This is a genomic window from Paraburkholderia sp. 32 (genome assembly GCF_050435345.1).
Classification (GTDB): domain Bacteria; phylum Pseudomonadota; class Gammaproteobacteria; order Burkholderiales; family Burkholderiaceae; genus Paraburkholderia; species Paraburkholderia tuberum.
In genome coordinates, this window is sequence record NZ_JBNDKD010000002.1 from 1197445 (window position 1) to 1218291 (window position 20847).

Below are 20847 nucleotides of genomic sequence, written 5' to 3' on the forward strand. Positions count from 1 at the left end.
ATGCGCTGGCGCGAGATCATGCTGACGCTGTCGGGCGCGCTCACGCTCGCCGCCTGTCAGGCGAAAGAAGCCGAGGTGACGCTACCGCGCCCGGTCATCGCCGTGGTCGTGCATCGGGACAGCAAGCCCGTGCTCGCGACGCTGCCGGGCGAAGTCAACGCACGCTATGCGACGCCGCTGTCGTTTCGCATCGCGGGCAAGCTGATCGAGCGGAAGGTGCGGCTCGGCGATACGGTCACGGCCGGCCAGGCGATCGCGCGGCTCGATGCCGACGACGCGCAACGCAGCCTCGCGGGCGCGCAGGCCCAATTGATGGCGGCGCAGCATCGGCTCACTTTCGCCGAGCAGCAACTCGATCGCGACCGTGCGCAGGCGCAGGAACAGCTGATCTCGACAGCGCAGCTCGAGCAGACCCAGGATGCGTATGTGGCGGCCGCCGCGCAGCGCGATCAGGCGCTACAACAGTTCGCGCTGCTGACGAATCAGACGCAGTACACGGTCCTCACGGCGGACCATGCCGGCGTCATCACCGCCGAAGACGCAGATACCGGGCAGAACGTCGCGGCGGGACAAGCGGTCTACCATCTCGCCTGGTCCGGCGAGGTCGATATTCTCTGCGACGTGCCCGAGAGTCTGCTGAACGCGCTGGCGGTCGGCAGCGCGGCCAGCGTCTCGCTGCCGGCCGCCACGGGCAGACGCTTCACGGCACACGTGCGGGAGCTGTCGCCGGCCGCGGAGCCCGGCAGCCGCACCTATCGCGCGAAACTGACGCTCGATGCGCCAGGCCCCGAGGTCCGCCTCGGCATGACGGCCACCGTCACGTTCGCCGCCGCGGCCGGCGAGGCGCAAGCGGACGACCCGATCACGCTGCCCGCGAGCGCGCTCTTTCACGACGGCAACGCGCCGGCCGTCTGGGTCGTTCGGCCGGGCGACCAGGCGCTGGAACTGCGCCGGGTCCAGGTTGGCCGCTACGACGACCGCACGATCTCGGTCGCGCGAGGCCTCAACGACGGCGAGCGCGTCGTGCTGCAAGGGGTGCATACCGTCAGCGCCGGCGAAACCGTGCGCGCGGTAGCGCCGTTGCATCCCGAGGACTTCGCATCATGAGAGCGCCGTTCGGCCAGGGGCCCGACGGAGCGGGCGGACCCGGCGGAGCGGGCGGACCGCGGCGGCCGGCAGCGGACGATACCGGCCGCTTCAATCTGTCCGCGTGGGCGATCCGTAACCAGGCGCTGGTCATCTTCGCCGTCGTGCTCGCAACGCTGTTCGGTGTGCTCGCCTATGCCCGGCTCGGACAATCCGAGGACCCGCCGTTCACGTTCCGCGCGATGGTGATCCGGACCTTCTGGCCCGGCGCGACCGCACGCCAGGTCGAGGAACAGGTGACCGACCGGATCGGCCGCAAGCTGCAGGAAACGCCTCATCTCGACTATCTGCGCAGCTACTCGCGTCCCGGCGAATCGCTGATCGTCTTCACGATGAAAGACTCCGCGCCGGTGAACGAAGTGCGCGAGACGTGGTACCAGGTACGCAAGAAGATGGCCGACATCGCGGATACGCTTCCGCCCGGCGTGCGGGGGCCGTACTTCGACGACGAGTTCGGCGACGTCTACACGAACATCTATACGCTCGCCGGCGACGGGTTCTCGCCGGCGCAATTGCACGACTATGCCGACGAACTGCGCGGCGTGCTGCTGCGCGTGCCCGGGGTCGCGAAAGTCGATTATTTCGGCGACCCCGACGAGCACATCACGATCGAGATTCCCAACGCGCAATTGACGCGGCTCAGTATCACGCCGCAACAGCTCGCGCGGGCGATCAACGCGCAAAACGCGGTCACGCCGAGCGGCACGCTGACCACCGCGTTCGACCGCGTGTACGTGCGTCCAAGCGGCCAGTTCACCGACCTGAAGGCGATGGGCGACACGCTGATCGACATCAATCACCGCCTGGTTCGTCTCGGTGACATTGCCTCGATCAGGCGCGGCTACGACGATCCGCCGGTCTCGCAGGTTCGCACCGGCGGCCGCGCGGTGCTCGCCATCGGCATCACGATGCAGGCAGGCGGCGATGTGATTCAGCTCGGCAAGCGGCTCGATGCGCAGACAGCGGAATTGCGTGCGCGTCTGCCCGCGGGGCTCGAACTCGTCGAGGTGTCGAGCATGCCGCACGCGGTCTCGCATTCGGTCAACGGTTTTCTGCGGGCCGCCGCCGAAGCCATTGTGATCGTGCTGGCCGTGAGCCTCATCTCACTGGGCTGGCGCGCCGGCGTGGTGGTGGCGATCTCGATCCCGGTCGTGCTCGCGGTCACCGCGCTATGCATGAACGGTTTCGACATCGGCCTGCACAAGATCTCGCTCGGCACGCTGGTCCTCGCGCTGGGCCTGCTCGTCGACGATGCGATCATCGCGGTCGAGATGATGGCCGTGAAGCTCGAGCAGGGCTGGGGCCGCGCGAGGGCCGCGGCGTTCGCCTACAGCAGTACCGCATTTCCGATGCTGACGGGAACCCTCGTCACGGTGGCGGGATTCCTGCCGATCGCGCTGGCGAAATCGGCCACCGGCGAATACACGCGCTCGATCTTTCAGGTGTCCGCGATTGCGCTGATCGCTTCGTGGTTCGCGGCGGTCATGCTGATTCCGTTGCTCGGCTATCACCTGCTACCCGAACGCAAGGACACCGCACGCGAGACGCCTCGGCGCGCGCTTCGCAAGCTCCGCCGGCGCGCCGACGCGCAGACGCGCCGGACCCCGGTGGCGGCGCCGCGCGCCAGCCGCTTTCATGACCGCCTGCGCGACTGCATCGCGTGGTGCGTGAAGCGGCGCCTCGTCGTGCTCGGCGTCACGGCCGCCTTGTTCGTTGCCGCGTTGGCCGGCTTCGCGTTCGTGCCGCAACAGTTCTTCCCGAGCTCCGAACGGCCCGAACTGCTCGTCGACATGCGGCTGCCCGAAGGCGCGTCGTTCGAAGCGACGCTGCGCGAAGCCGCGCGCCTCGAAAAGACGCTGGCCGGCCGGCCCGAGATCGATCATCTGGTCGACTTCGTCGGCGCGGGCGCACCGCGCTTCTACCTGCCGCTCGACGTGCAGTTGCCCCAGCCCAACTTCGCGCAGCTCGTGATCACCGCGAAGTCCGTCGACGATCGCGCAAAGCTCGAACGCTGGCTCGCGAGCACGCTGCAAAACAGCTTTCCCGCCGTGCGCGCACGCGTTTCGCCGCTCCAGACGGGCCCCTCGGTCGGCTATCCGGTGCAGTTTCGTGTCAGCGGAAGCGACCTCGCCACCGTGCGGGAGATCGCGGAAAAGGTCGCGGCGACGATGAAAGCCGATGCCCGCACAACGGGCGTCCATTTCGACTGGGACGAACCCGGCGAACGCTCGGTGCGCTTCGAGATCGACCAGCAGAAGGCGCGCGAGCTCGGCGTCACGTCGGAAGACGTGGCGAGCTTCCTCGCAATGACGCTGTCGGGCTATACGTTCACGCAGTACCGGGTCCGCGACCGCTTGATCAGTGTCGATCTGCGTGCGCCCCAGCGCGAGCGGGTCGACCCCGACGAGATCGTGAACCTCGCGATGCCGACGCCGAACGGCCCGGTGCCGCTCGGCGCGCTCGCCCACCTCAACAACGAACTCGAATACGCGGTGATCTGGGACCGCGACCGTCAACCGACGATCACGGTCCAGGCCGACGTGCGCGGCAACGCGTTGGATATCGACGTGACCCAGGCGATCGATCGGACGCTCGCGCCGCTACGCGCATCGCTGCCGATCGGCTACCGGATCGAGACCGGCGGCGCGGGCGAGATCAGCGGCAAGGCGCAGGCGTCGGTGATCGCGCAGCTTCCGCTGATGCTCGTCGTGGTGCTGACGCTGCTGATGACTCAACTGCGCAGCTTCGCGCGCGTGCTGATGGTCGTGCTCACCGCGCCGCTCGGGCTCATCGGCGTGGTCGCCGCACTGCTGCTGTTCGGCAAGCCGTTCGGCTTCGTGGCGATGCTCGGCGTCATTGCGATGTCCGGCATCATCATGCGCAACTCGGTGATTCTGGTCGATCAGATCGAACGCAATATCGCCGCGGGCCAGGGGCGCTTCGATGCGATCGTGGGTGCCACGGTCCGGCGCTTCCGCCCGATCATGCTGACCGCCGCGGCAGCCGTGCTCGCGCTGATCCCGCTGCTGCAATCGGCCTTCTTCGGACCGATGGCGACCGCACTGATGGGCGGCATCACGGGCGCCACGGTGTTGACGCTGTTCTTCGTTCCCGCTCTGTACGCGACCGCATTCAAGGTGCGGCACTTCGAACGCGGTGTGCGAACCGCGACCCCGACAATCGAATCTACGTGGAGCTGATCGTGGGCACAGACTGCAACCCCGTCGACGGGCCGGCGCTCGCGAGCGCGCCGCATTTCGCCGGCGCGCCGGGTCGAACGCGGGCAGCGGCGATCCATGGTTGGCGCGCGGCGTTCGGCGCGGCCGCGACGATCGCGCTTGGCGCATGCTCGTTCGGTCCGAACGGCGAGCCGCCCGCGATGCCCTCTCCCGCCCATTACGGCGTCGAGCCTCAGCCCGCGCAAACGGTCGCCGCGCTCGGTGTCGCGCAGCACTTCACCACCGGCGCGCAACCTGTGCCGCAATGGTGGCGGCTGTTCGAATCGACAGCGTTGAATGACCTCGTCGAAGAAGGTTTGCGCAACAGCCCAACCCTCGCTGCCGCCGACAGGCACCTTGCCGCCGCGCACGAACAACTGCGGGCGCAGATCGGCGCCTCGCTGCTGCCGTCGGTCGATCTGGTCGGGCAGGCCTCGCGCGGACGCGATCTCGGCATTCCGGTCCCCGGTGGCCCGAATACGCTGCTTTACAACGAGTTCATCGGCGTAGTCCAGGCGCAATATACGTTCGATCTGTTCGGCGCGGTGCGTAAAGCCAACGCGGCCCGATCAGCGCGTGTCGACATCGACGCGTATCAACGCGAAGCCGCGCGCCGCGCACTGGCCACCAACATCGTCACGGCGACGATCGAGGCGGCGATGTTGCGCGCCGAGATCGACGCGACCGAGCGATTGATCGCGCTTGCGGGCGATCAGGCTCACGATACCGAACGGCATTACGAACTCGGATCGCTGACGCGCGGCGACGTGTCGACTGCCCGGCAAGGCATCGCCGCGCTCGAGGTCAGCGTGGCCGATCTGCGGCAACGGCTGACGGTGACGAGACATGCGCTTGCGGTGCTGCTCGGCCGCACGCCCGAGGCGGCGCCGCCCGAGCCCGAGCTGGCGAGCCTGCACTTGCCGGAGGACCTGCCCGTCGTGCTGCCATCGGATCTGTTGCGCGCGCGGCCCGATATCGCGGCCGCCGAGTCGGCGCTGAAGGCCGCCGCAGACGACGTCGGCGTCGCGACGGCACAGCTGTTTCCGAGCCTGACGCTGAACGCTTCGATGGGACAAGGGGGGTTCAACTGGCCGCTCGCGCTGTCGGGCGCAGGCGCGATCTGGAGCATCGCCGCGACGATGTCGCAAGCGCTTTTTCATGGCGGCGCGCTCGTCGCACAGCGGCGCGCGGCAATCGACACCTACGAGGCCGCCGTATTCGAGTACAAGCAGACCGTGCTGGCGGCGTTCGAAAACGTCGCGGACACGCTTGCGTCGCTCGAACACGACGCGCAGGCGCTCGACGCCGCGAGCGGCGCTGCCCGTGAGGCACGCGAGTCGTTCGACGATGCCACGTCGCGTCACCGGCTCGGCGCGCTGCCCGCTGCATCCGCCCGCGGCGGCGAGCAGCAGTACGAAGCAGCGAGGCTCGAAGAAATCCGCCTGATCGGCCGGCGCCTGGCCGATACGGCGACGCTGTTTCAGGCGATGGGCGAACTGCCGGCGGGCAGCAGCCAGACACCTGACCATCTGGCCGGCAAGTGATCGGCCCGCCGCTGCCGACGGCGCCCGCTTGCGTTCAGCCGGCGCGTCCGCGCGGAACGCCCACAAGGTAAGTCAGACCGATCGGCGAGCCCTGCACCGGCAGCGTGCCGATGTCCCATTCGAAGCTCTGCTGGTCCGGGATACGCGCCACCATCTCACGCAATTCGTCGGGGTTGTAGATGCGCAGCATCGACACGATGCCGTCGAACAGACACAGCAGCGGGATAGCCGGCAGCACATAGGTGAGCGCTAGTCGCGACCAGCGAAACGGTCGGATCAGCGGAGTCAGCGCGAGCATCATCAGCGGCATCACCAGGATGAACACGACACCGAGCAGCCGGTGGTCGGCACCCTCGACGACGACGATCGCGCGGCGCTTCATCACCGCGTCGGCGAGGATCGCCCGCGCATCGTCCGGCCGAAAATGGTGGAAAGCGTTGAACATCGTGCGCACACCGTCGAATCCCGATGGCACGTCCATCGCGTCCACCGGTTCGCTCACATAGGTGACGCGGCCGGCTGCCCCGGCGGATACGCGCTCGTACGCGGCGCGATTGGGATAGAAGTCGGTCAGCTGCACCGTCACGCGTCCGGACTGCGCGAGCAACGGTGCAAGCGTCAGCCACGGGCCGCCGCCGCCCGAACATAGATCGACGATCCGGTCGTTGCCGACCCGCCGCATCGCTTCGCGCAGCTTGTCCGCGATGACGTTGAAGCCCTTGAGGGTATTCGCCAGGAAATGCAGCCAGTCCGTCCCGCCGTCACGGATCGCCCGTGGGCACCACGGCTGGTCTTCGATTTCGAGCAGATGCAGGCGCCGCATGATCACGCGGGCAACCGAGGTAACTGAAAACCGGCGGATTTCATAACGTGCCCTGGCAGTGTGCAACCGGGTAGACAGAGAAGGCCTGCACGCTAAACACCACGCCTGTCAGCCTTCGCGAGCGGCAACTTACTACCGAAGTTAAACGAGCCAACGCGTGGGCTTCTTAACGACGTCAGTCGACTATACGCTGAGCCGCGCCGACGACGTTAGCGGTTCGCATCCTGCATAATGACCACGCATGAGGATTTACCCGCATCATCCGCCGGACGGCGGCCGGGAGACGAGCGATGCAAAACGACAGACCGCCGCCGCGGCGGGTGACATATGAGAAAGGGATCCGGATCGGCGGCCCCGGCTGGTTCGGCCGGTTGCTGGCCGTCGCCCTGAGCGCGATCTTGTTCGTGGTGGCCGCGATGCTGTCGATCGTGCTGTTCGCCGTGCTGTTCGCGGTCGGCACGATCGTCGTCGGGTATCTGTGGTGGAAGATGCGCGCGTTGCGCCGGCAGACGGTCGCGTATGGCGACGACCGCACCATCGACATGGAGGTCGTCCACAAGGACCCGCCCGACGACGATTCCGCGCCACGCTGAGGATCGGCTACGCGCGTGCCTCAAGCCGCAAGGGCCGCTTCGACCGCGCTTACGTAATTGCGAAAGCCGGCCTGCTGCAGCGCCTCTCGCAGTCGCAGGAGTTCATGTCGCGTGGCTTCGCTGAGCGGCGCCTGAAGCGCGAGTGCAAGCGCACGGCCGCGCGCCGCGAAAAGCTCGGACCACGGCAACGGTTCGCGCTGTGTATAGGCCTCGAGTGCGTCCACGTAGTGCAGCATGCCAGCAGGATCGCCCGCCCCCAGCATCGCTTCGACGGCGTCGCGGTAAAACCACAGGTGATTGTGGCCGACCGCGCCGAGGCGCAACAGCGCCTCGCCTTCAGCCAGTAGCCGCGTACGCTCGCCGTTATCGTCAACCGCACGGCTCAGTGCGCTCAAGGCCTTTGGCCCGGAAAACTGAGTCCCTACCTCGCGTGAGATGGCGAGTGCTTCGCGCAGCGCCACCACTGCTTCACTACGGCATCCTTCGTCCAGTAACAGGCGCCCCTGCATCTCCAGATTCTGCGCTTCGAAGCGGCGCGCACCCAATTGCCGGATCACACGCATTTCCTGCACCAGATGCTTGCCGGCCGCCTGCGCATCGCCTAGTTCCTGGCAGGCGAACACCCCCAGCGTCTCCCCCAGCAATTGCGCGCGAGGCTGCCCGATCAACTCGGCGGCGCGGGCGGCGGCGCTTGCGTCCTCGCGAGCCTGACCTGCGTCGTTCAGATAAATGCGGCTGAAACCCTGCATCGACAGATTGGCAACCTCGATGCGGCCGAACCCGTGTTCGCGGCTCATCGCGACGCATTCGCTGAAATGATGGAACGCGGTCCGCATGCGCCCCTGCGCATACGCCGCATCCGCCAGGCCGCCGAGCGCGCGAGCCTCTGCCTCGGGCAGACCGAGGCGCCGCGCGTAGCCAAGACCGCGCTCATGCTCGGCGCTGCAGGCGTCGATCTTGCCGAGCGGAAAGAGAATGTTGCCGCGCAGATAGTGGAGGCTTGCAAGCTCCGCCAGCCGGTTGTCTCGCTCCGCGATCTTTTGCGCTTGCGCGAGTAAGCCGAGTGCTTCGTCGAGACCCTCGCTGACACGCAGACCTTCCGCGAGCCCGAGTTGGCAATCGCATCGGGCGGCGTCGTCGGTGGCGGCGGCGGCGAGTGCAGTGCGGTACGTCACGATCGATCCTGCGATGTCGCCCAGGTCGCGCTGAAGTTCGCCCTTGCAGCAGCTCAGTGCATGGCGGTCTGCCTCTGACTGCGCGATTTCGATGCCGCGCTCGGCCAGCCGCAGCGCGGCTTCGAAACGATGGGCGGCACGCTGTGCGGCCGCCGCGCCCAGGTAGGCGTGCGGCGCGTGCTCGTCTTCGGCGCGGTCGAGGTGCTGGGCGTACAGCGTGACATCGCTCTGTGCGAACCATTCGGCCGCGCGCAGATGAAGTTCACGGCGGCGCGCGCGCAACAACGTCGAGTAAGCGCTCTCCTGGATCAATGCGTGGGCGAACAGGAAGTCCTCGCCTTCCGGCAGCACGAGTGCATTGACGAGCAGGCCGTCGCAGACGTAGCCAGGATCGTCCACCAGTTCTCGCAGCAGCGCGAGGTCGAAACGCTGGCCGATCACGGCGGCCGCCTGGAACGCCAGGCGGTCACGGGGCGCGAGCCGGTCCATCCGCGCGAGCACGAGACTGCGGATCGACGCGGGCACGTTGCCGCCGCTGCCTTCTTCAGCGTTGCGCAGCAGTTGTTCGAGAAACAACGGATTGCCGCCCGCGCGCTCGATGCAGGCGAGCGCGACGCGCTGGGTCGCATCGATGAAATTGCCCGCCAGGCTCAGGGCCTCGTCCTTGCGAAGCGGTCCGAGATCGATCGTGGCGAACGGGGTGTCGCGGCAACGTGCGCGCCAGCCTGCATCGATCGGATCGCCTTCCACGCGCGAAGTCGTGACCAGCAGGCCCGTGCCGTTGGCAATGCCTGACGCGAACGCCGACAGGTAGCCGATGAGTTCGGCATCGGCCCAATGCATGTCTTCGACGACGATGAGCGTCGCCGCACGGGCGCAAGCGTCCTCGGTCAGCCTCACGGCGAGCGCCTGCTTGCCGCGCTTGCGCGCGCCGTGGTCCATGGCCTCGTAGATGGTTTGCCATTCGGCGGCCTGCGGAAGATCGAGGAAGTCGTGCAGAAACACGATCTGCTCGGCCTTGACGATACCTTGGGCCGCGACCTGCGCGGCGGCGACCTGCCGCGCTTCACTCGATGCACCGGCCGGTAAGCCGAGCAGGCTTCCAATGATGGTTCGCACCGGATCCTGGCCCTTGCCGACGCCGAAATCGAGCACGAGGCTCCGATGGAGCGTGAAGCCCTGTGCCTGCGCATGGCGGCGCATCTCGTCGACGAGCCGCGTCTTGCCGATCCCGGCTTCGCCTCGCACATGAACGACATGCCCTGCGCGCCTTGCCATGCACGCATGAAGGATGCCGTGAAACTGTTCGAGCTCGGCTTCGCGTCCGACGAAGCGGCTGCGGCTCGTCCTGACGGGCTCGCTGCCAAGCGCGACGAGCCGCCATGCCCGCACCGGCGTGTCGATGCCCTTGAAGCGCCGCTCGCCGATTGCTTCGCAACTGGCGGCGTCGCCGAGCGTGCGCGCCGCGTCGTCGGATATCCAGGTTTCGCCGGCGGCCGCGGCTGCCACGAGCCGAGCGGCCAGGTTCACCGGATCGCCATGCACGGTGTAGTCCTGCGCGTCGGCGCGGCCCAGCGCGCCCGCGATGACCTCGCCACTCGCCATGCCGATATGCGCCTGCAACGGCCGCCCGGTCTGCGCGGCCAGCCGCGCCAGGCCGTCGTGAATGTCGAGAGCGGCACGGGCGGCGCGCAGCGTGTCCGTCTCGTGCGAGCGGGGCGCGCCGAACAGCGCCATCACCGCGTCGCCGATGTGCTTGTCGATCGTGCCGCCATAGGCGAGCACGATCCCGTCGACCAGCGCCGTGTAGCGTCCGATCAGCGCGCGCAAGTCTTCGGGATCGAGCGAGCGCGACAGCATCGTGTAGCCGCAGAGATCGGCGAACAGAATCGTGACCTGCCTGCGCTCGTCCGCGGGCACCTCGTTGTCGGCGGAGGTCTGGGACGGTAGCGGCGCGGCCGCCGTTAGGGCGCCTGCCGCCGCGGCCAGAATGCGCTTACGGTGGCCGAGCGACTGTACCCCCAGCTCTTTCAGGTCCACGTCGGTCAGTTGCCCGAGCAGCGACATGTCGATGTCGTTTGCCGCGAACGCGTGGGCGTACTGCTCGAGCCCGAGGTCCCGCAGCCATTTCTCGATATCCATGTTCGTCGCCCCGCCTCCGATGCGTGGCCCCCGCGGGCAAAAGCTCAGACGAATAGCGCGCCTGCCGGCCGCCGGTGTGAACGGCTCCGGAGCTGCATGGCCTTTGCGTGGAGTTCGCCAGGTACGGGGCCGATGAATAACCAGTGTAGGTGTCCGATAAGCACGCTGCATCGCGTTTGACAGCCGTTCGAGCCGCGCAGGATACTGGCTTGCGCGCCTCACGGCGCCCTTGCATTCGACCGGGAATCCACGTGAAGCCGGGCAAGACCGTTTCCGTCTCCGAGATCCCGCTGCGCTCGCGTTTGGCGGGTCTGCCAGGCGACGTGGCGGCGGGCGCCGTTTCGACGCTCGTCATGCTGTGCTATGCGATGAGCCTCGGCACGATGATCTTTAGCGCCGATCTTGCCCGCTACGCGATGCTGGGCGTGCCCACCGCGCTCGTGAGCTGCGTCGTCACGGCGCTCGTGATCGCCTTGACGAGTTCGATGCGCGTCAACATTGGCGGCCCCGACAGCAACGCCGCCGCCTTTCTCGCCGGCGTGGCGGCGGGGGTGGCCAGCAGCGTGCGCGCGGACGGCGGTTCACCGCAGACGCTGATCCTCACTGTGCTGATCGCCATCGCGCTCTGTTCGCTCATGACGGGCGTCGTGCTCTATGCGATCGGCTCGTCGAAGCGCAGCCGCTCCTTGCAGTTCCTGCCCTATCCGGTGCTCGGCGGCTTTCTCGCGGGCACGGGCTACCTGCTGCTCGCCGGGGCGTTCCGCGTGCTGACGGGCCAGCCGCTGCAGTGGCACACGCTCGCGTTGCTCGCGCACCTTCACTGGCTCACATGGGTTCCGGCGCTGGTCGTCGGCGTGCTGGCCACGGTATTGATGCGCACGTGGCAGCACATTGCCGCGCTGCCGCTCACGCTGGCCTTCGGCGTCGTGCTTTTCTACGTTCTGCTGCAGGTTGCCGGAGTGTCGATCGACGACGCGCGCGGCATGGGTCTGCTGCTGCCGCGCGTCAAGCTGCACCTATCCGGGCTGCCGGAGTTGCACCTGGCCGCGAGGCTCGGACGGGGCGGCATCGACTGGTCGGCGGTCGGCGCGCATCTTCCCGAGAGTCTGGTGGTGACCTCGGTGTCGGCCGTGACGATCCTGATGAATTCAACGGCGATCGGCGCGGCCACCGGGGAGGACGTCGACCTCAATCGCGAGATGCGCGCCGCCGGCCTCGCCAATCTCGCGAGCGGACTGCTGGGCGGGATGGTCGGCTACCAGTCGTTCAATCGCTCGATGCTCAACGCGCGGGTGGGCGCGACGAGCCGGGTGGCGGGCGTGTTCGCCTCGCTCGCGTGCGTGGTCGTGCTCGCCACTTCGCCGGACGTCGTGGCGCTCTTTCCGGTGCCGGTGCTGGTCGGCCTTCAGCTCTTCATGGGGCTGCGCTTGCTCGTGCATTGGCTCGCGGGCGCCTGGACCAAGCTCAACTGGTATGAGTATCTGCTCGTGCCCGTGATTCTCGGCACTATCGCGGCGTATGGCGTGATCGTCGGCGTAGGGGTGGGCGTCGTTGCAGCGTGTGTGATGTTCACGCTGCTCTACGGTCGGGTCGGCTGCATACGCATGGAGTTCGACCTGCGCGCGCGGACCTCGAATGTTGAGCGCAGCATCGAAGACACCCAGGCTCTGCGCGCAATCGGCCCCCAGGTATGCGGAATGTGCCTGCAAGGGTTTCTCTTCTTCGGCACGGCCAATTCGATTCTGCAGCGCCTTCGCGAGCGATTCGGCGCCGGGAATCCGTCGCAGGTCCGCTTCGTCGTGCTCGACTTTGCGGCGACACATGGCATGGATGCATCCGTATCCATCAGCTTCGTCAAACTCAGGCAGCTCTGCGCAGCAAGAAGCGTGGACCTCGTGTTGACCGCGCTGCCGCCGCGCTCGCGCGATCTGCTCGTGAAGACCGGCACGCTCAATCTGAAGATCCATGAATTCGATACGCTCGATGCGGGTCTCGAATGGATCGAAGACAAACTGCTCGCGTCGAACTCGCTCGCGATCGCGCATGGCGGCGATCTGCGGGCGATGCTCGAGCCGCATTTCACGGCCGGCGCGTTGAACGGCTTGATCGCGTGTCTGGAGGTGCAGGATCTGCTTTCGGGGCAGGCGCTGTTTCGTCATCGCGAGCCGGGCGACGCGCTGTATTTCGTCGAGCAAGGACGTGTCGCGATCTCGCTGCCGCTCGGCGATGGCCGCTCGGCGCGTCTGCGCTCGTTCGGCCCGGGCACGGTCGTGGGGGAAATGGCGGTGTACACGCAGCAACAGCGCAGCGCGGATGTGATTGCCGAGGCACCGACGCGCGTGTACCGCCTGTCGATCTCCCGGCTGCTCGAACTCGAACAGCAGGATCCGGCGACGGCGCAACAGTTGCATCGGTTTCTCGTGAAGACCATTGCGTTGCGTCTTGCCGTTGCCGATGAGGCACTACGCGCGGCGTTGTAAGCGGCAGCGCCCCTGACCGGCGGCGCCCCCAACCCGTCACCACGTCCCGCTGAATGCCTGCTGTACCTTGACGGGATCGGTCACGCCGTTGGCCACCAGCAATTGCGTCAGCAATCGCGCCTTCTGCGGATTCAGATCGAGCGATGCGACGAATCCGCGCTTGTCGTCGTCCACCTCGACGTTGCGGTTCACGAACCCCGACACCAGGCGCGTCGAGCGAACCACCACGATGCCTTTTGCCGCCGCGCGGTCGAGCGCCGCGAGGGCTTCCTTCGACATGTCACCATCGCCTTCGCCGGCGACGACGATGCCCTTCGCGCCATCGGCGATCGCATGATCGATCTGGCGGCCATCCATGTTGCTATGCGCGTAGACGATATCGACGCGCGGCAATTGCCCGCTCGCGGGCAGGCTCAGCGCAGCGCGCGTCGATTGCACCGCCGGCATCACGAAGCGCACGCTCGCCGGATCGACATAACCGATCGCGCCGGCATTCGGCGACGCGAACGCCTGTACTGCCGTGGTATTGGTCTTGGTGATCCAGCGCGGCGCGTGAATCTGGTCGTTCATCACGACCATCACGCCTCGGCCACGCGACTGCGGGCTCGCCGCCACTTCGACGGCTTCGTACAGATTGCCGGGACCGTCGGCGCTCGCGGAACCGCCCGGTCGCATCGAGCCGACCAGCACCACCGGCTTGTCGGAGCGCAGCACGTTGCTCAGGAAGAACGCCGTTTCCTCGATCGTGTCGGTGCCGTGCGTAATCACGATGGCGTCGGCCTCGTTCCGCGCGAAGACCTCGTCGATCCGCCGCGCAAGCTGCAACCAGATCTTGTCGTTCATGTCCTGCGAGCCGACGTTCGAGATCTGCTCCGCGCTGATGCTCGCGAGCTTCTCGATGCCCGGCACGCCGCGCACCAGTTCCTGCCCCTTCACGTTGCCCGAGTTGTAGCCGATCGCCGAACGGGGATCGGCGGTTCCCGAGATGGTGCCGCCGGTGGCCAGCACCAGCACACGCGGCGTTGCCGTGACGGCGCTTGCCTGTTGCGATGGCGCGCCGGCAGCCTGTGCGCAGGTACCCGCGGCAAGTGCCGCGATCAGCAGTGCCGCCGAACCGCACAGCCGCCTTGCTTTTCGATCGATCGTGTTGCCGTTCATTTTTCTCTCCTCCATCGTTTAAAAGAGTCGCGTGCGTATGCACGCGACCTGTGAGCGGAACAACCTTCGTCGCTCACGCCGCCGACGACATCTTTCTTGGTTGCGTCAGCATGGCGGGTTGAAGAATCTCGTCGAGCTGCGCCTGACTCAACAGCCCTTTGTCGATCACGATCTGCGCGACGCTTTTGCCCGACGCCAGCGCTTCCTTCGCGACTTCGGTCGAGTGCGTATAGCCGATGTACGGGTTCAGCGCGGTCACGATGCCGATCGAGCTCTCGACGATCGCGCGCAGCCGCTCGTGATTCGCGGTAATGCCGTCGACGCATTTCGACGCGAGCGTGAGGCACCCTGCGCGTAAATGGGCGACGCTCTTGAACAGGCTGTGCGCGATGATCGGCTCGAACGCGTTGAGCTGGAGCTGCCCCGCTTCGGCGGCGAAGCTCACCGTCACATCGTTGCCGATGACTTCGAACGCGATCTGGTTGACGACCTCCGGAATCACCGGATTCACCTTGCCCGGCATGATGCTCGAACCCGCCTGCACCGGCGGCAGGTTGATTTCGCCGAGGCCCGCGCGAGGACCGCTCGAAAGCAGGCGAAGATCGTTGCAGGTCTTGGAGAGTTTTACGGCGACGCGCTTCAGTACGCCGGAGAGCTGCACGAACGAACCGACATCCTGCGTCGCTTCGATCAGATTCGGCGACGTGGTCAACGCGATACCGGTTATTTCGCCCAAGTGCCTGCATGCAAGCTGCGCGTATTCGGGATGTGTGTTGATGCCGGTGCCGATCGCCGTCGCGCCGAGATTGATCTCGCAGATGAGCTGGGCCGCTTCCTTCAGCCGTTCTTCGTCTTCGCCGAGCATCACAGCGAAGGTGCTGAACTCCTGGCCGAGCGTCATCGGTACGGCGTCCTGAAGCTGCGTGCGGCCCATCTTCAGGTCGTTGCCGAATTCCACCGCCTTGCGTTCGAACGATGCGCGCAACACGCCCATCGCGTCGACCAGTTGCATGATGCCCGCGTACGTGGCGATCTTGAGCGCGGTCGGATAGACGTCGTTGGTGCTCTGGCCGAGATTCACGTCCTCGTTCGGATGGAGAACCGCGTATTCGCCGCGCTGTTGCCCGAGATGTTCGAGCGCGAGATTGGCGATGACCTCGTTCGCGTTCATGTTGGTCGACGTGCCCGCGCCGCCCTGAATCACGTCGACGACGAAATGCTCGTGCGCGGTGCCTGAGCGCACCTGCCTGCATGCGTGCACGATGGCCTGCATCTTCACTGCGCTCAATAGGCCGAGATCGTAATTCGCGAGCGCGGCGGCTTCTTTCACACTCGCCAGCGCGTTGACGAGGTTCGGATACACGGAGATCGGAATACCCGTGATGGGAAAGTTTTGCAGCGCGCGCAGCGTGTGTACGCCGTAGTACGCGGTCGCGGGCACGGCGAGATCGCCGAGAAGGTCGTGTTCGATACGTTCGGTCGGTGCAAGCATGATTACCTCTCAGGTTCTGAAATCGACAGGCGAGCGGGGTCATCCGGCACACCTCGTGTGCAGGTCCGTCGCATTGACTGGGTGATGCGGTTGGGTTATCGAGGCGGCGCTGTCGCGCAGGCGACACACTGCTTCGCGAGCACGTCGGTCGGATCGACCACGCTCACGCGCGCGCCGTTCGCGCCGATCACATACGGCTCGCGAATCAGCAGCGGCAGTTCCGTGCAGCCGAGAACGATTACTTCGACGCCGTCGGCGATAAGCCCGTCGATCGCCGCGGCGAGATCTTGCTGGCACTGCCCCGCCGTGAATCCGGCCTTCACGCCTTCCTTGCCGTAGATCGCGTCCATCACGCGCGCCTGCAGCGCGGGTGCCGGGACGACCTGCCGCAAGCCGTCCGATTCGAGCGCCTTTTCGTAGACGCCGCTCGCGAGCGTGCCGCAAGTCGCGAGCACGCCGACCGAGCGCAGCGCGGGAAACGACTCGCGCAGATAACGCACCGTCACCGTCAGCATATTGACGATCGGCACGCCGAGATAAGGCTGTATCCGCTCGACGAAGGCATGCGCCGTATTGCACGGGATCGCGATCAGATCCGCGCCGCCCGTTTCGAGTTTCTTGCAGGTCGCATAGAGCGAGATGGTCGGGTCGGGTCCATCGCCGATCAGATTCTCCGTGCGATCCGGGATCTGCGGGTTCTGCTCGACGAGCAGCTTGAGGTGGTCCTGATCGCGCCGCGCGGGCGTCGCGCGCACGATCTTGTGAATGAAATCGACGGTGGCCGCCGGACCCACGCCGCCCACCACGCCGACCTTGAAGATCGTCTCGGGCGTGTGGTACTGGCCGGACACCACGTACTGCGCATAAGCCAGGTTCGAATCGACGAGCGGCACGCGCAACGCACCGAGTTCGTCCGCGACCAGCGCGATCTCGGTGAGCCCCGGCACGATGACGTTGGCGCCCTGTTCGATCAGGTCCTCGCACGCCGCCCGCAGCAACTCGGCCGGACGGCCACGCAGATTGCCGCTCTTCACGCCATCCTCGCCATAAACGGCCTCGGTGACGAAATCGATGCCGTCGCCGATGCGCGGGTGGATCACTTCGAACTCGGGCGCCGCGAAGTACTTCTCGAACAGGCGCCTGCGCCGCGTATGCGCCGACGCGAGCACGCCCACGCGGCGCACCGCGGGAAATCTTCTGCGCACGTGGCTGCGCACCGCATCGATCATGTCGACGATCTGCAGCGGCGAATTGGCTTTCAGTTCGTCGATGAACGTGTGACTCAGGAAGCACGGCAGCACGACCGTCGTCACGCCGCGCTTCTCGAAGCTGCTGATCAGATCGAAGATGTACAGCTTGCGCTGCGTCAACGTCTCGCTGTCGGCATCGGCGCTGCGAAACGGCTGCTGCTCGAAGATCGCATCGAAGTGCTCGGCGTCGCGCGTGGCCGGCGTCGATTTGATCAGTTTGAAGAACACGTCCGCGCTCGCGAGCGGGCCGAGCCCGCCCACCACGCCGAACTTGCGCGCGCTCGTGGCAGCCGTTGCGTCGATGCCGCTCATTTCGTCTCGCCTTCGAGCTGGCCGAACGAAGCCGTCGCCATCGCCGTGCGGCGTTCCTGCCGCGTCACGCGCTGGCCCTCCCACTTCGCGATGGCTGCCGTCGCGATGCTGTTGCCGATCACGTTGGTCGCCGTGCGCCCCATGTCGAGAATCTGGTCGATCGCGAGCACCAGCACGACGCCCGATGGCGGCAAATGGAACATCGGCGCCACGGCCGCGACGACCACCACCGAGCCGCGCGCGACACCCGCCATGCCTTTGCTGCTCACCATCAGCACGAGCAGCATCACGATCTGCGTGCCGATCGGCATGTCGATGCCGAACGCCTGCGCGATGAAGATCGCGGCGAAGGCCTGATACATCATCGAGCCGTCGAGATTGAACGCATAGCCGAGCGGCAACGTGAAGCCGACCACTTTCTTGTCGACGCCGAATTCCTCCAGCTTCTCCGTCAGGCGCGGATACGCCGCCTCGCTGCTCGCGGTGGAGAACGCCAGCATCGCGGGTTCGCGGATCGCCTTGAGCAAGGCCCAGACCGGCTTGCCGAGAAACGCGTAGCCGGCGAGGATCAGCGCCGCCCACAGCAGCGCGAGCCCCGTATAGAAGCTGGCGACGAGCTTGCCGTAGGTCGTCAGCACGTCGAGGCCATGCACCGTGATCGCCGATGCCAGCGCGCCGAATACACCGACGGGCGCGAGACGCATCACATAGTCGGTCAGTTTCAGCATGGTGGGCACGAGCCCTTCGACGCCCGCGATCAGCGGCGCGACGCGCGGGTCGGACTTGATCACGCTGAGCACGATGCCGAACATCACCGAGAAGACGAGGATCTGGAGGATATCGTTGCGCGCCATCGCATCGACGATGCTGGTGGGGAACGCGTGTGTGACGAAGTCCTTGAAGTTCAGGCTCGACGTGTTGAGGCCGGTGGCCACGTCAGCGCTCGTCTGGGACATGTGCAAGCCGGCGCCCGGTTGCAGCAGGTTCGCGAGCACGAGGCCGAGCGCGAGCGAGAACAGCGACGCGCACAGGAACCACGCGATCGAGCGCAGACCGATGCGGCGCACGTCGCTCGTGCCTTCCATGCCGGCGAGACCTGACACGAGCGTGGCGAACACCAGCGGCGCAATGATCATCTTCACGAGCCGCAGGAAGATATCGGTGACGATGGAAAAGTAGCCGGCGATCTCCTTCGCCTGCGCGGCATCGGCCGCCGTGCGATGGCAGACATAACCGACGGCCACGCCGAGCAGCATGCCGGCGAGGATGTAGAGGGTAAGCCGATTCTTCATGTGTCTCCGTCCTGAGATTATTTGCGACTGGACGGAATTCTAGAGACGGCAGAAAAGACGTGAATGCTAGTGTTGCATACGGCTATGCAAGTTTCGCATAACGCGGGATAACCCTAGCGGCGCTATTCGGCTGACCCCGACGAGGCCCGCAGATGCCGCCACAGCGTATCGAGCAGTTCAGTGCGGTTCGTGAGGTCGCGATACACGCGCAACTCCAGCTCCAGTTGCCATTCGGAGCGGCCGGCGGCGACAAGCTGGCCGCTGTCGAGTTCGGCGGCGATCGAGCTCTTCGGCAGCCAGGCGACACCCTCGCCTTCCAGCACGAGCTTCTTCACGACCTCGGCCATGTCGGATTCATAGTGAAGTTGCAAGGCGGGCGACGCTTTGCTCTGCTCCATCAGCAACGCGAAGCAGCGCCCAAAGTAGCTCGTCTCCGTATAGGCGATGAACGGCATCGGATGTTCGATCACGCCGGGCAGACGGTACACGTGCGCAAGCCGCTGATTGGGCCTGCATACCGGCATGAAAGTATCGACGCCCACGGTCACGCATTCATACCTGGTCGGATCGAGATGCAACGGCAGCTGCGGATGGTGATAAGCGAACATCAGCTCGCAGTTGCCGTTGACCAGCATCAGTATCGAATCGTGCACGTTCGCCGGAATCACGCGCGCGCGCACTTCGCCGACATGCTTGGACAGCGTGCGCAGCCACGCGGGCAGGAAGTTGAGCGCGATCGTGTGGCCGGCTGCGATCTGCAGGCTCGTGCCGGCGATGCGCTGTTCGGTGCGAATGATGGCGCGCGTGTCGAACAGCTTGTCGAGGATGTCTTCGGCCGCGTCACGAAACAGTTGCCCTGCCGGGGTAAGGGTCGGCGGAAAGCCGCTGCGATCGACGAGATCGGCGCCGACCCATTGTTCGAGCGACTGGATCCGTCTGCTGAAACCCGACTGCGTGACGTTGCGAAACTCCGCCGCCCGGGAAAAGCTCTGATAGCGGGCGAGCGCGATGAAGTCTTCGATCCACTTGATTTCCATCAGCCATCGGTCTCCGGTCCGGCGACGAATGGACTCGCCGCCGCGCCCGCAATTCTACGCCTGGCCGTGCCGCACGCTGACTATCGGACCTGGGTCAAAGCGCCATGCACAGGTACTTCGAGTTGCTCCGCCACGCGCCAGATGCGGCCGATATCGCGCCCTGGCGCGCCAGATGCAGCAGGCAACGGGAGAAACCGTGAAAGTGGCCTTTGCCGATCAGGGTTACCCGGGCGAAGCTCCTGCGCAGGCCGATGGGTAGTCGAGCGCAGCTTCGGATGGGGCTCTACCGCTTTCGACGCCTCGCACGGGACTACGAACGCTTGCCCGAAACACTCGCAGGTCTGCATTTTGTTGTCTTCGCCATGCTTATGCTTGTCCATGCAATCCCAGTACTTCGGAGTTCCTGACACCGTCTAGCAAGTTTTATAGAACGGCGGCGCGTTTGGCAAGCCTGCGGCCAGGAAAGGGACCGTCTCAATCGCTTAACAGAACGCCATATCCCGGCGACTTCGCAGTGATGTTCAGCTTCCTCAAGCAGTACCACAACAGCGCGGAATTGCTGCTGATCACCGGGCGTCCGACTTCCGTCTCGATCGAAGCGATCACGCTGCTCACCCGAATGCCCGCGCAACTGATCAGCAACGCGTCAAAATCGCCCGGTAGTCGCGTCGCGATGTCGAACCAGACCTCGGGCTGCACCGTGCCCTGCTCGAAAGGCGTGCGGCACGCGCGGCTCGCTTCGGCGACGACACTCAGCCCGCGTTGCTCGAAAAATGCCTGCTCCGCCGCGACGACGCGTTCGCCGTAAGCCGTCACGAGTCCCAGCTTCTTCGCGCCCAGCGCGTCGCACGCGGCGAGCACGGCCTCGATCGTCGTGACCGCCGCGATGTTCGTCGCTGCCGTCACCCGTGCATTGATCGCGTCAGGTCCGTTCACGACGCCTGCGGCCGTGCAATTGGTCGCGATCAGGTCGACCTTCGCGTCGGCGAGCAGTTGCGCGTGCTGTTCGATATCGTCGATCAACGTGCGATCGGATTCGATCGACGTGTCGCGAAACGGCAAACGCGTCGTGACGAATTGCACGCCGTCGGGCGCCATCGCCTGAATCTCGAAGTCGCACAGTCCACCCGACGGGTACAGATGCCCGATACGCGCGAGATGACCGAAGCCGATGCTCATGCTTGC

13 protein-coding genes and 1 pseudogene are annotated in these 20847 nt (G+C 66.0%); 6 read left to right on the forward strand and 8 right to left on the reverse strand.

Annotated features, from left to right (window positions below):
- From OKW26_RS20890 to OKW26_RS20900, 3 genes are read left to right on the forward strand one after another with little or no spacing between them, the layout of a single operon-like run.
- Complete coding sequence (locus OKW26_RS20890; protein WP_429355265.1) at positions 1 to 1107, forward strand: efflux RND transporter periplasmic adaptor subunit; 1107 nt, start codon at positions 1 to 3, stop codon at positions 1105 to 1107.
- Positions 1104 to 4346, forward strand: coding sequence for an efflux RND transporter permease subunit (locus OKW26_RS20895; protein ID WP_429355006.1), 3243 nt, complete (start codon positions 1104 to 1106; stop codon positions 4344 to 4346). The genes OKW26_RS20890 and OKW26_RS20895 overlap by 4 nt, the downstream gene beginning before the upstream one ends.
- Complete coding sequence (locus OKW26_RS20900) at positions 4337 to 5908, forward strand: efflux transporter outer membrane subunit (protein WP_429355007.1); 1572 nt, start codon at positions 4337 to 4339, stop codon at positions 5906 to 5908. The genes OKW26_RS20895 and OKW26_RS20900 overlap by 10 nt, the downstream gene beginning before the upstream one ends.
- A gap of 34 nt (positions 5909 to 5942) precedes the next feature.
- Here the strand turns inward: OKW26_RS20900 and OKW26_RS20905 are convergent, their stop codons facing one another.
- Positions 5943 to 6731, reverse strand: a complete 789-nt coding sequence (locus OKW26_RS20905) for a class I SAM-dependent methyltransferase (protein ID WP_429355008.1) — start codon at positions 6729 to 6731, stop codon at positions 5943 to 5945.
- Positions 6732 to 7021: 290 nt separating this feature from the next.
- Between OKW26_RS20905 and OKW26_RS20910 the strand changes: the two genes are divergently transcribed.
- Positions 7022 to 7324: a hypothetical protein gene (locus OKW26_RS20910; RefSeq protein WP_429355009.1), complete on the forward strand. Its 303-nt coding sequence runs from the start codon at positions 7022 to 7024 to the stop codon at positions 7322 to 7324.
- Between the two features lie 20 nt (positions 7325 to 7344).
- Here OKW26_RS20910 and OKW26_RS20915 read toward each other — a convergent pair whose 3' ends face one another.
- Positions 7345 to 10641 (reverse strand): adenylate/guanylate cyclase domain-containing protein, encoded by a 3297-nt coding sequence (locus OKW26_RS20915; RefSeq protein WP_429355010.1) that lies wholly within the window; start codon positions 10639 to 10641, stop codon positions 7345 to 7347.
- Positions 10642 to 10892: 251 nt separating this feature from the next.
- Here OKW26_RS20915 and OKW26_RS20920 point away from each other — a divergent pair, with 251 nt between their 5' ends.
- A complete protein-coding gene (locus OKW26_RS20920) occupies positions 10893 to 13121 on the forward strand; it encodes an SLC26A/SulP transporter family protein (protein WP_429355011.1) in 2229 nt (742 codons plus the stop codon).
- A gap of 36 nt (positions 13122 to 13157) precedes the next feature.
- Here OKW26_RS20920 and OKW26_RS20925 read toward each other — a convergent pair whose 3' ends face one another.
- The 5 genes from OKW26_RS20925 to OKW26_RS20945 form a co-directional block, all read right to left on the reverse strand.
- Positions 13158 to 14279, reverse strand: a complete 1122-nt coding sequence (locus OKW26_RS20925; RefSeq protein ID WP_429355012.1) for an asparaginase — start codon at positions 14277 to 14279, stop codon at positions 13158 to 13160.
- A 73-nt stretch (positions 14280 to 14352) separates the two neighbouring features.
- Positions 14353 to 15771, reverse strand: a complete 1419-nt coding sequence (gene aspA, locus OKW26_RS20930; RefSeq protein ID WP_429355013.1) for an aspartate ammonia-lyase — start codon at positions 15769 to 15771, stop codon at positions 14353 to 14355.
- 95 nt (positions 15772 to 15866) lie between these two features.
- Positions 15867 to 17333: an aspartate/glutamate racemase family protein gene (locus OKW26_RS20935; RefSeq protein WP_429355014.1), complete on the reverse strand. Its 1467-nt coding sequence runs from the start codon at positions 17331 to 17333 to the stop codon at positions 15867 to 15869.
- On the reverse strand, positions 17330 to 18625 hold the full coding sequence (locus OKW26_RS20940; protein WP_090811568.1) for a dicarboxylate/amino acid:cation symporter: 1296 nt from the start codon (positions 18623 to 18625) through the stop codon (positions 17330 to 17332). The genes OKW26_RS20935 and OKW26_RS20940 overlap by 4 nt, the downstream gene beginning before the upstream one ends.
- Before the next feature lie 122 nt (positions 18626 to 18747).
- Positions 18748 to 19662 carry a LysR substrate-binding domain-containing protein gene (locus OKW26_RS20945; RefSeq protein WP_184058820.1) on the reverse strand — a complete coding sequence of 305 codons (915 nt, stop codon included), beginning with the start codon at positions 19660 to 19662 and terminating at the stop codon, positions 18748 to 18750.
- 91 nt (positions 19663 to 19753) lie between these two features.
- Here OKW26_RS20945 and OKW26_RS20950 point away from each other — a divergent pair.
- Positions 19754 to 20069, forward strand: a pseudogene (locus OKW26_RS20950) (transposase); the annotation flags it as partial.
- 67 nt (positions 20070 to 20136) lie between these two features.
- Here the strand turns inward: OKW26_RS20950 and OKW26_RS20955 are convergent.
- Entirely contained in the window at positions 20137 to 20841 is a 705-nt protein-coding gene (locus OKW26_RS20955) for a maleate cis-trans isomerase family protein (protein ID WP_429355015.1), read from the reverse strand.
- Positions 20842 to 20847: the final 6 nt, after the last annotated feature.